Genomic DNA, 11872 nt, shown 5'->3' on the forward strand with positions numbered 1-11872 from the left:
CGGCGCAGGGCATGAATTTTCTGAATGGGCCTGTAAGCCTAACGTATCGTCCGGGACAAAGAGTCTTTTGCCTACATGCGCCAACGAGGCTGGGAGGCTGATTTGATCAGATATGCGAATTATCAGGTGTATTTTCAGCACTGGCCGCCGGAACAGCATGGTGGGCAGGTTGCCGAGCAGCGTAAGGGGCACAAGGATATCGACCCCAAAGAACCATGGCTCTCAAGTGTTTACTACCATTGGTGGCGATACCTAAGCGCCAGCGAAACCTGCCGGGGCATTTGCGACACGGCTAGAACCGAAGATGGCCGCCGGAGTGCAAAGGTGCTGAACAGCGCCTACCCGGATTTTGGCAATGTGTTCGAGGGCAATTTCTGGTCGTGGTGGTGGGATCGGGGCTGGGCGTTGTTCTGTGAGCCGCAATCATACAGTATTCGAAAACTGGATCGAGAAGGAATGAGGCGCTGGTCGTCTGATCTCAATGCACCTGATCGCTTGATCGTCTCGCTTGCGGTCAATGGTGACCATCAGCGCACAGTCGACGAGATAAAAGCCTTGTTGGATGAGCTACCTCGGGGCAACCGTTCGGCACGGGGCAAGAAGCTCAGTGCGGCATTGTATCAACCAAGCGGAAAGCCTGATATCCCTGCATTGCAAAGATATTTCAAGGTTTGGGACAAGCGCAGGACTGATCCGGGCTTAGAGATTTGCGAGATCACCTACAAATGCGGCATCGAAAAGACTTACATGCCCACGGACGACAACTGGCGAAAACAGGCACGCAACGACTTTTACCGCCTTTTCAACAAGGCAGATGCCATCATGAAAAATGCAGCCTACGGCGTTTTTCCAGTGACTGAAGAGCTGTCGATGGATGCCATCGCTAAAATCCGGGGCGATCAGATGGCGTTGTCCCGAGATCGCCGTAGCGAGATCGACGCACGTCTATTTCCGAACCCGTTTGGCCAGCTCCAAGAGTTTTGGGCTGGGGCGCAAATCGAAAAAGGTTCGATTGCCCAGCTTAAGCCCTGACCATAAAATGGGAATGGTCAGGTCCAAATCCATATCACCTTAAGGAACTCAAGATGAGCAAACTTGCCGAGCTGTTGGCCAAGAAGGCCGAGCTGGAAAAGCAGATTGAAGCTGCCAAGCAGGCTGAGCAGGCCGATGCCATCAAGCAGATTGTCGATTTGGCCAAGAGCTATGGGATTTCCTACGCGGAGTTGAAGCCGCACATGACCCGTCGCCGTAAGCGCCGTGTCGTTGCCGACGCAAGCTCATAACGGCTCAATAGGCTGGCGCTGTAGCCTGCGATTTTAAGCGTCGTACAGCGACCGCAGCCCACGCCCGCTACTCGTGTAGCGGGCCCACGGCACAACCAGCCTGCTCGCCGCTGTAAACGAAGATTTGACGCCAGTCCGGTCCTATGTCCTGGGCTCATATGGGCACACTACATGGTTCTTGAACGAGCCATCCAAGGCCGCGAAAAAGTTTCACAAAATTCGAAGCGGCTCAAGATCATTGAACTGGCGCACTGCAATAATCCGGCCTATGGTGCGGCCATAAGTCTCTGTGATATTGAGATATTTCTAGGTTTTTGAAGCTACTGCAACTGAGTAGTTCGCTGGTTGCACAGCGTGTAAGGTTGCAGGATTGGGCTCTTTAAAAAACACAGACTTTACAGATACTTAGATTTTTGCATCTTACACACATGTTACACACTGAAATTTATGCCTCATAAGTCATGGATTTATAAGGATAATAAATCCTGCAATTATGGAGTGGGGACAATACCAATTTGAACCTTGGACTGGTGTGTGGACGTTTTCCTGCCGGACAGAATCGAACGCCATTGCAGGATCAAGGGGCATAGCGGTTGCCATGGCCCGGCAGATGCGGCAGAATTGTCATCAGGGTCAGTCACTTCGCACAGGTGGGCGATGGCTGCCGACGATCCAAAACTTGCAACATGCCCGATCATGCTCATTGCCGGTACGCGGCCTGAGGCTGTGAAGCTGGCACCGTTGATCCTTGATCTGCGAGCCCGCGGGCAGCGCCCGTTGCTGGTGGCGACCGGGCAGCATCGTGACATGTTTGATGAAGCCCTGGCCGGGTTCGGCTTGCAGGCCGATCATGATCTGGGGGTGATGGCGGCTTCACCAGACGAAGTCGTGGGGCGGCTGGTGCAGGCGCTGGCAGACGTGGTGCGCGAAACGCGCCCGGCGTGGGTGGTGGTGCAGGGGGATACGAGTTCAACCTTGGCCGGCGCATTGGCTGCCCGCTATGCCGGCGCGCGGCTGGCGCATGTCGAGGCGGGCTTGCGAACGGGAACCCACGATCCGCATCCGGAGGAAATGCACCGCAAGCTTGTGGCACAGATGGCGCAGTTGCATTTTGCCCCGACAGCGGCAGCAGCGGCGGCATTGGCGGCGGAGGGTGTGCAGGGCGGCGTGCACATCACCGGCAATAGCGGCATCGATGCGTTGTTGCTGATGCAGGCGCGACTGGCGGACGATGCGGCGCTGGCGCGGACGGCGACCGGGCCGCTGGTCGGAATTCCGCGCGGGCGGCCCTGGTTGCTGGCCACCATCCATCGACGCGAAAATCAGGGCGCCGTGCTGGACGGCATGGTGAGCGCGCTGGCCGAACTGGCTGGCGAGGCGGAGATCATCGTGCCCGTGCATCCCAGCCCGGCCGTTTCAGGTCCGGTGCGGGCGGCGCTGGCTGGTTGTGCGCACGTGCATCTGCTGCCGCCGCTGCCCTATGCCTCGTTTGTCGCGCTGATGCTGCAATCAGCCCTGGTGCTCACCGATTCGGGTGGGGTGCAGGAAGAGGCGCCAGCCATCGGCCTGCCTTGCCTGGTGCTGCGCGACGTAACGGAACGGCGCGAGGGGCTGGACAGCGGCAACGCGCTGCTGGTCGGGCGCGATCCAGTGGCCATTGTGGCGGCGGCGCGGGCCATTCTGGCCGGCGGGGCGGTGCGTGCCGCGATGGCCGCGCCGGCCATGCCCTATGGCAGCGGCGGCGCCGCGCAGGTGATCAATTCCTTGCTGTTGCGCCGAGCTGGCGCATCATCGGCACAAAGGTTGGAAAGCTGGTCGCAATCGGTCGCGCATCGTCCACGGTCACGCGCCTTGCAGCGTTGAGGCCGAGCACGGCAAAGCTCATGGCGATGCGGTGGTCGAGCCGGGCAGCAATGGTGGCCCCACCTGGGATGGGGTCGCCGGCACAGCCTTCCACGATCAGGCCGTCTTCCAGTTCTTCGCAGCTTACACCGCAGGCTGTCAGCCCTTGCGCCATGACCGCAATGCGATCCGATTCCTTCACGCGCAACTCTTCCAGCCCGCGCATCGTGGTGCGGCCCTGGGCAAAGGCGGCCGCGACGAACAGGATGGGATATTCGTCGATCATGCTGGGTGCGCCGTCGGGCGGCACCTCGATGCCGGTGAGTGCGGAGTGGCGCACCTGCAGATCGGCGACAGGCTCGCCGCCCACCGTGCGTTCGTTCAACAGGCGGATGTCGCCGCCCATCGCCTGCAGCACGCTGATCAACCCGGCGCGGGTGGGATTGATGCCGACATTGCGGATGGTGATGTCGCTGCCCGGCACGATCAGGGCGGCGACCATCGGAAAGGCCGCTGATGACGGATCGCCGGGCACGTCGATGGTCTGGGGCTTGAGTTCGGCCTCGCCGCGCAGGGTGATGATGCGGCCTTCCGGCGCCTGGACCACGGACAGGGCAGCGCCAAAGCCGGCCAGCATCCGCTCACTATGGTCGCGGGTGGGGATGGGTTCGATCACCACCGTCTCGCCCGGCGTGTTGAGGCCGGCGAGCAGGATGGCGGATTTCACCTGCGCCGAAGCCACTGGCAGCGTGTAGCGCAGCGGGATCGCCGGGCAGGCGCCGGTGAGGGTGAGCGGCAGGGTTTGCCGGCCAGCGCCGGGAGTGGCGGCGATGGTCGCGCCCATGAGCGACAAGGGCGTGATCACCCGCCCCATCGGACGGCCCGACAGGCTGGCATCGCCGATGAACGTCGCGGTGATCGGATGGCTGGCGACCAGGCCCATCAGCAGCCGGGTGGAAGTGCCACTGTTGCCCATGTCGAGCGCGGTCTGCGGCTGCAACAGACCGCCGACGCCAACGCCACTCACCCGCCACTCGCCATTGTCGCTGCGGCTGATCTGCGCGCCCATCGCCCGCATGGCAGCCGCGGTGGCGAGCACGTCTTCGCCTTCGAGCAGGCCGGTGATGCGGGTTTCGCCTACCGCAAGGGCGCCGAGCATCAGCGATCGATGGCTGATCGACTTGTCGCCGGGTACGGTGACGTCGCCGGTCAGCGGCCCGGTGGCGGCCAGACAAAGCGGGGCGGGATTTCCATCAGCGTGACTCATGATGGGGCGCTTTGACAGGGCTTTCCGGCTGTGGCAATGCGCCGGGCTCTTCGGGGCGGGCCGTGGCCCGCCCTGCTTTTGGCTTTTGCCCTGTCATGATGGGGCTGCACGGAGACGATATGGTCAAGGCTGAATGGGGCACCAAGCGTGCCTGCCCGAAATGCAACACCCGATTCTATGATCTGGGCAAGGAAGACCCGGTGACCTGCATTTCCTGCGGCTTTGCCTGGGCGCCGGAACCGATTCTGAAGTCCAAGCAGACGACGCCCTTTGAAGCCTCCAAGCCGCAGGCCGCCGAAGCCGATGCCGAAGTGGCGGTTGATGAGGATCTGGACATCGAGGACGCCGACGTGGAAGCGGGCGAAGCCGATGCCGATGTTGACCTGGGCGACGATGACGATCTGGGCGTTGTCTCGGAAGGCACCGACGACGAGAATTGAGGATATCGGCCGGGCCGGCGAATTTCGGGCTTGCAAGCCCGCGAAACATCGCCTAACCGGCCGCTCCCGGCGTTGCTGGCAACAGCAGCGTCCACATTTGGGAATGTGGGGCCTTAGCTCAGCTGGGAGAGCGCTACGATGGCATTGTAGAGGTCAACGGTTCGATCCCGTTAGGCTCCACCACCCAACCAAAGACCCCGGCCAGCGATGGCCGGGGTTTTTGCTTTTCGGGCGAATCGCTGGCACATCCAGCTTCATGACCCCTCGTTCCGACTATCGCGCGCACCGCCTGATCCCCACCCGATGGATGGACAATGATGCCTATGGCCACGTCAACAACGTGGTCTACTATAGCTGGTTCGACACGGTGGTGAATGCCTGGCTGATCGAATCGGGCCTGCTGGACATTCACCACGGCAATCCCATCGGCCTGGTGGTGGAAACCGGCTGCAAATATCACCGATCGGTGGCGTTTCCGGAAACCGTGGAGGCCGGCATCCGCATCGCCAGGCTGGGGAACAGCAGTGTGCGCTGGGAAGTGGGCCTGTTCACCGCTGGCCACGATGGCCCCGCGGCGGAAGGCCATTTCATCCATGTCTACGTTGATCGGGTGACGCGCCGGCCGACACCGCTGCCAGATGCCTGGCGCCAGGTCTTGTTGCCGCTGGTGGTTGCGCCCGGCGAGCCCTCGCTTTAAGCGCTCGCGATGCACACGCCAGACTCATCGATCCTCATCCTCGATTTCGGCAGCCAGGTGACCCAGCTCATCGCTCGGCGCATTCGTGAAGTGGGCGTTTACTGCGAAATCGTCCCCTTCGCCAAAGGCGGCGAGGCCTACGCCCGGATGCAGCCCAAGGGCGTCATCCTTTCGGGCAGCCCTGCCAATATCAGCGACGCCAACGGCCCGCGCATCCCGGACAATGTGCTGGCTGCCGACGTGCCGCTGCTTGGCATCTGCTATGGCGAGCAGTCGCTCTGCTACCAGTTGGGCGGTGCCGTGGTGGCGTCCGATCATCGTGAATTCGGCCGCGCCGAAATCGACATCGTCGATGATTGCGCCTTCTTTGCCGGTGTTTGGGCCAAGGGTGACCGGCCGACCGTGTGGATGAGCCATGGTGACCGCATCGAGGCGATTCCCCCCGGCTTCCGCGCCGTGGCCGTCAGCGCCGGCGCACCGTTCGCGGCCATCGCCAACGATGAAGCCCGGCGTTACGGCGTGCAGTTCCACCCCGAAGTGGTGCACACGCCCGATGGCGGCGCGCTGCTCAGGAATTTCGTCGTCAATGTCTGCGGCATCACGCCGAACTGGTCGATGGCCGGCTTCCGTGCGGCGAAAATTGCCGAGATCCGCGAGCAGGTGGGTGATGGCAAGGTGATCTGCGGCCTGTCGGGCGGCGTCGATTCGGCCGTGGCCGCCGTGCTGATCCACGAAGCCATTGGCGATCAGCTCACCTGCGTGTTCGTCGATCATGGCCTGATGCGGCTGGGTGAGGCCGAGCAGGTCGTCACCTTGTTCCGCGAACATTATCATATCCCGCTGGTGCACGTGGAAGCCGAGGAGTTGTTCCTTTCGGGCCTGGCCGGCGTCACCGATCCGGAAGCCAAGCGCAAGTTCATCGGCAAGACCTTCATCGAGGTGTTCGAAGCCGAAGCGAAGAAGATCGGCGGCGCCGATTTCCTCGCGCAGGGCACGCTCTATCCCGACGTCATCGAAAGCGTCTCCTTCACCGGCGGACCCAGCGTGACGATCAAGAGCCACCATAATGTCGGCGGTCTGCCGGAACGCATGAACATGAAGCTGGTCGAACCGTTGCGCGAACTGTTCAAGGACGAAGTGCGCCGCCTGGGTGTCGAACTTGGCCTGCCGCCGGCGTTTGTCGGCCGCCACCCGTTCCCCGGCCCGGGTCTTGCCATCCGCATCCCCGGGGAGGTGACGAAAGAGGCCTGCGACACGCTGCGCAAGGCCGACGCCGTCTATCTCGACGAGATCCGCAAGGCCGGGCTGTATGATGAGATCTGGCAGGCCTTCGCCGTACTGCTGCCGGTGCGCACGGTGGGCGTGATGGGCGATGGCCGCACCTATGATCGGGTGTGCGGGCTGCGCGCCGTGACCAGCGTCGACGGCATGACTGCTGATGTCTACCCGTTCGAAGCCGCCTTCCTCACCCGCACCGCCACGCGCATCGTCAACGAGGTGAAGGGCATCAACCGCGTGGTCTATGACTATACGTCGAAACCACCCGGAACCATTGAATGGGAATGATTCTTGCGCATCCCAGGGTCGTCCAACCGGCCTGATACAGGGTGCGCATGTCGGTCCGGCGCGAAGCCGATGCCCGCAATGAAACATTCATCCAACCGCATAAAAACCGTCTCGGTTCTTACCTAGCTCCGTCATAAAGCCTCGTTAACGGCCTCCGCAGACTGGTTTGCCGGGGGACTGGAATGTTGATTCGCGCGGTTGCAGCGCTGGCGCTGCTATGGGCCTTGCCTGTGGCAGCGCATGATGGAGATCATGGCCCGCCGCCGTGGCAAGGTGCCAGCGCCTGGCCCGATCGTATTGTCGCCACCTTTGATGCCGATCCGTCGCACACGCTGGCGGTGAACTGGCGCACGGCGGCCAACGTCAAGGCCACCCGGGCCGAGATCACCCTGGCCACACCCGATGCGCGCATTGATCTCGTCGGCCGCAGCGTGACCGCTCAAACCCAGCGCGTTGATCTGGACGCAGTGATGCTGGGCGGCAAGTTGATCAATGTGGCGGCCAATGATGCGCTGCCGGCGGTGGCCTATCACAGCGTGCGCTTTGAAGGGCTGACCCCCGATACGCTCTACGCCTACCGGGTGATGGGCGAGGATGGCCATTGGAGCGAGTGGTTCCAGACCCGCACGGCGCCGAAATCCGGCCGCATCCGCTTCATCTACATGGGCGATGCCCAGAATGGCGTGCTGTCCTTGTGGTCACGCACCATCCGTGCCGCCTTCCAGGCCGCGCCGGATGCGCGCTTCATGCTGCATGCCGGCGATCTGGTGAACCGCGGCAGCCGCGATGTGGAATGGGCGGATTGGTTCAGGGCCGGCAGCTTCCTGCATGCCATGATCCCGGCCATCCCTGTGGCCGGGAACCATGAATATGACATGGCCGATCCCGACGATGCCGCGCGTCGCCGCATCCTCAGCCATTTGTGGCGCCCGCAGTTCCGCCTGCCGGTGGAAAATGATCTGCCCGCCGTCGTTCACGAAACCGCTTATGTCGTGCGCTATTCGGCCGATCTGCATGTCTTCGTGCTCGATACCAACCAGCCCGACATGGCCGCGCAGGCGGCCTGGCTGGATGTGCAGCTGAAGGCGTCAACCGCGCGCTGGAAGGTGGTGACCATGCACCACCCCATTTTCAGTTCGGGCGGCGATCGCGACAACAAGGTGGGCCGCGACATGCTGCTGCCGATCCTTACTCGCAACAATGTCGATCTGGTGCTGCAGGGCCATGATCACACCTATGCCCGCGGCCTGCTCGATGCCGCGGGCCAGGCACCGCGCCGTGCCGGTTTCAAGGTGGGCGATACGTTGACCACAATGTTCGTCAACAGCGTGTCGGGCCCCAAGCAATATCAGTTCCGCAAGCAGGGCTGGGACGATTATGCGCCGACCGGCGTGAAGCTGGAACGCCAGGGTGAGAATGGCCAGTTCTTCCAGGTCATCGAAATCGACGGCAACCGGCTCAGCTACACCGCCTACACCACCGATGGCGTGCAGTATGATGCCGCCATCATCGAAAAGCGCGGAACCAGCAAGCGCCTGATCAAGAACGACAATACCGCTCCTCCCACAAGGCGGTTTGGCAACACCTTGCCCTACAAGAGCCCTGATTTCTGACCGTTCCGCTGCGGGTTCACCAACCGGCGGCCTGCTTCCCCGCCACCATCCACCGCCAATGCGCCGGCGCCCACCGGCCCTTCCATTGAGTACAACAGGAGACTGACATGATCCGTTCCCGTGCCATCCTGCTGGCGACAGCCAGCGTCACGCTCGGCCTCACCGCCCCCGCCCTTGCCCAGTCGGTCGATGCCGCCGCCCCGGTGGCAATGGCCCAGGCCAACACCGCGTCTGGCCAGATCAGCGGCATCGTCAAGAATGCCAACGGCGACCTGCTGCCGGGTGCCACCGTGCGCCTGGAAGGCTCCAACATTGTCGAGACCACAGGCCCCGATGGCCGCTTCCTGATCCGCAACGCGCCGGCTGGCGAAGCCCGCATCCGCGTGCGCTATTTCGGCGTCGACGCCGTCGAGCAGACGGTGACCGTGGTGGCCGGCGAAGCGGTGGACGTGACCGTGCAGATGGGTGCCGCCCAGAGCGATGAGGCCGGCACCATCACCGTCACCGCCTCCAAGCCGATCGCCGAATCCGAAGCCGCCGCGCTGCAGCAGCAGCGCGCGTCCACTTCGCTGGTCAGCATCATCGCGGCCGACAGCATCGGCCGCTTCCCCGATCAGAACATCGCCGCCTCGCTGGCCCGCCTGCCCGGTATCGCCGTGCAGCGTGACCAGGGCCAGGATCGCTTCATCAGCTTGCGTGGCGCCCGCACCAACTGGACCACCGTGTCGTTCGACGGCATCAACGTGATCAGCCCGGCTGGCCGCGAAACCCGCTTCGACACCATCCCGGCCACCATCGCTTCGCGCGTCGCCGTGCGCAAGGCGGTGACCGCTGATCTGACCGGTGAAGCCGTCGCCGGCCAGGTCGACATCCGCACCCGCAGCGCCTTCGATTATCCTGGCCTGAAGTTTGCCGCCGATCTGGGCATGGGCTTTTCGGAACTGGGCGGCGGCCGCCAATACAACTTCGCCAGCCACATTTCCGAACGCTTCTTCAACGACACGTTCGGCGTCCTCTTGTCGGCGTCGCGCTTTGAAGTGGACATGATCACCGACAATTTCGAAACCGATTGGGAACTGGCCCCGGAAGACACGCTGGCCGGCAACACCGATCGTGTGTGGGCGCGCGAAACCGAAAACAAGCTGTATCGCCTGACCCGTTCCAACACCGCCTTCAGCGGCAAGATCGACTGGCGCCCGGACAACAACAACGAAATCTTCCTGAGCGTTGTTCACACCGAATTCCGCGACGACGAACTGCGCAGCAACTATATCTTCGATTTCGACCAGAACGCGGTTTCGACCAGCAGCACGGCACCGCAAGTCACCGCGCGCCGCACCGGCTATGCCGATATCCGCACCGGCAACACGCCGTTCCAGGGCACGGTGTTCGGCACCGAGATCGACAGCACGCTGAACAGCAACTCGTCGCGCCAGCGCATCTTCACCAACACGCTGGGCGGCAATCACACCTTCGGCGACTGGAAGGCCAGCTGGCGCCTGAACTACACCCGCGCGCAGGATGATGCCCGCGGCCCGTTCAGCTCGACCTGGGTCAGTCCGTCGGACCGCACCCGCCGCCCGAGCGTGGTCTATGATCTGACCGATCCCAACAGCGCCCGGGTGACGCTGTTCAACACGCTGGCCGATGCCAACAACAATTATTCGCTCGGCACCCGGCGTGACATCATCTCCACGACCGAGCTGGATTATGTCACCATGACCCGCACCCGCCGGCGGGATCAGACCGACGCCTATACCGTGCGGCTGGATATCGATCGCAACATCACGCTGTTCGGCCAGGACACCAAGATCCAGTTCGGCGGCCAGTACAACCAGCGCACCAAGGAATCGAACCGCACGGTGATCGAAGCCCGCGCCGCCGACCTGACCGCGCGCGGCATCGCGCTGCCGCGCCAGGATGCCATCTCCATCACCGATCCGTTGAAGGTCGGCATCCCGCTGGGTTACAGCTTCCGCTATTTCAGCAGCGAAGCCGGCAGCGCCCTGCTCGACAGCTTCATCGCCGCTGGCGCCAGCCGTATCCAGCCCAACACCACCGAGAACAACTTCTATGAAGTGACCGAAGACATTTTCGCCGGTTACCTGATGGGCACGATGTTCTTTGATCGCGGCAACATCGTTGCCGGTGTCCGCGCCGAACGGGTGGACAACACCGGCCGGGCCAATGGCTTCATCAACGGTGTGCGCCAGGAACTGAACACCAGCTCGGGCAACACGCTGTTCTTCCCCAGCCTGCACATCAACTATGACGCCACCGACGAGATCAAGCTGCGCCTGTCGGTCAACACCGGGGCGGCCCGTCCGGATTACACGCTGCTGCGGCCGAACCTGACGATCAACGACGATCTGCAGGTGATTTCCGGCGGCAACCCGTTTGCGGTGCCGGAAAAGGCCGTGGGCGTGGATGCCTATCTCGAATGGTACATGGCCAACCGCGGCTTCCTGTCGGTCGGTGTCTATTACAAGAAGATCCGCGACGTGCTGTTCAACTCGACGACGGTATTCGGCAACACCGACTTCGATGAAACCGGCTTCCAGCGCTCGGCCTATGCCTTCAACACCACGATCAACGGCGGCAGCGGCGAGATCAAGGGCATCGAAATCGCCTATTCGCAGCCGTTTGCCGGCCTGATGAAGCAGATCGGTGCGCCGGAGTGGATGCACGGCTTCGGCTTCCAGGGCAACATCACCCTCAACCGCTCAACGGCCACCACGCCGGATGGCCGCCAGGTCGATCTGCCCGATGCGTCCGATCTCAACTACAACGCGTCGCTCTATTACGAACAGTACGGCCTGTCGGTGCGCGCCAGCTGGCAGTTCCGCAGCGACTATCTGGATGGTCTGGGTTCGCCGGACGTGGGCGGCGACCCCTTCTGGCAGCAGGTTGGCCGTCTCGACGTATCGGCGCGCTACGCCATCAGCCCGCAGGTGGAATTGTTCCTGGATGCCACCAACCTGCTCGACGAGCCGGGCCGGCGCTATTCGGGCGTTCGCGCCCGGGTGCTGGAATATGAAAAGTTCGGTGCCCGCTTCATGGGCGGCGTGCGTATCAACCTGGGCGGCAGCCGTCAGCGCTGATCCGCTGCAGGGCGAAAAAGGGGCGGGGTGGCAGCAATGCCGCCCCGCCTTTTTGCTGCTCGT

The 11872-nt window shown here is 62.7% G+C and carries 9 protein-coding genes and 1 tRNA gene; 9 read left to right on the plus strand and 1 reads right to left on the minus strand.

The genetic code is table 11. The features are described from left to right. Positions 1–102: 102 nt before the first annotated feature. From D619_RS17790 to wecB, 3 genes are all read left to right on the plus strand, one after another. Positions 103–1032, plus strand: a complete 930-nt coding sequence (locus D619_RS17790; protein WP_152417295.1) for a hypothetical protein — start codon at positions 103–105, stop codon at positions 1030–1032. Positions 1033–1085: 53 nt separating this feature from the next. Further along, on the plus strand, positions 1086–1283 hold the full coding sequence (locus tag D619_RS15525) for an H-NS family nucleoid-associated regulatory protein (RefSeq protein WP_017667313.1): 198 nt from the start codon (positions 1086–1088) through the stop codon (positions 1281–1283). 696 nt (positions 1284–1979) lie between these two features. Continuing rightward, positions 1980–3146 carry a UDP-N-acetylglucosamine 2-epimerase (non-hydrolyzing) gene (wecB, locus tag D619_RS0104180; RefSeq protein WP_193743250.1) on the plus strand — a complete coding sequence of 389 codons (1167 nt, stop codon included), beginning with the start codon at positions 1980–1982 and terminating at the stop codon, positions 3144–3146. Here the strand turns inward: wecB and aroA are convergent. Next, the gene (gene aroA / locus D619_RS0104185) at positions 3040–4392 is read right to left on the minus strand and encodes a 3-phosphoshikimate 1-carboxyvinyltransferase (RefSeq protein WP_017667316.1); all 1353 of its coding nucleotides are present in this window, start codon (positions 4390–4392) and stop codon (positions 3040–3042) included. The genes wecB and aroA overlap by 107 nt on opposite strands. A 119-nt stretch (positions 4393–4511) precedes the next feature. Here aroA and D619_RS0104190 point away from each other — a divergent pair, with 119 nt between their 5' ends. The 6 genes from D619_RS0104190 to D619_RS15535 all read left to right on the plus strand — a co-directional run bounded on the left by D619_RS0104190 (position 4512) and on the right by D619_RS15535 (position 11809). Further along, positions 4512–4832: a TIGR02300 family protein gene (locus tag D619_RS0104190; protein WP_017667317.1), complete on the plus strand. Its 321-nt coding sequence runs from the start codon at positions 4512–4514 to the stop codon at positions 4830–4832. Positions 4833–4939: 107 nt separating this feature from the next. Then, positions 4940–5015, plus strand: a tRNA-Ala gene (locus D619_RS0104195). A 73-nt stretch (positions 5016–5088) separates the two neighbouring features. Beyond that, positions 5089–5529 carry a thioesterase family protein gene (locus tag D619_RS0104200; RefSeq protein WP_017667318.1) on the plus strand — a complete coding sequence of 147 codons (441 nt, stop codon included), beginning with the start codon at positions 5089–5091 and terminating at the stop codon, positions 5527–5529. A 9-nt stretch (positions 5530–5538) separates the two neighbouring features. Beyond that, positions 5539–7095: a glutamine-hydrolyzing GMP synthase gene (gene guaA / locus D619_RS0104205; protein WP_017667319.1), complete on the plus strand. Its 1557-nt coding sequence runs from the start codon at positions 5539–5541 to the stop codon at positions 7093–7095. A gap of 182 nt (positions 7096–7277) precedes the next feature. Then, positions 7278–8708: an FN3 domain-containing metallophosphoesterase family protein gene (locus D619_RS15530; RefSeq protein WP_017667320.1), complete on the plus strand. Its 1431-nt coding sequence runs from the start codon at positions 7278–7280 to the stop codon at positions 8706–8708. A 107-nt stretch (positions 8709–8815) separates the two neighbouring features. After that, a complete protein-coding gene (locus tag D619_RS15535; protein WP_017667321.1) occupies positions 8816–11809 on the plus strand; it encodes a TonB-dependent receptor in 2994 nt (997 codons plus the stop codon). Positions 11810–11872: the final 63 nt, after the last annotated feature.

Source organism: Sandarakinorhabdus sp. AAP62, assembly GCF_000331225.1.
GTDB lineage: Bacteria > Pseudomonadota > Alphaproteobacteria > Sphingomonadales > Sphingomonadaceae > Sandarakinorhabdus.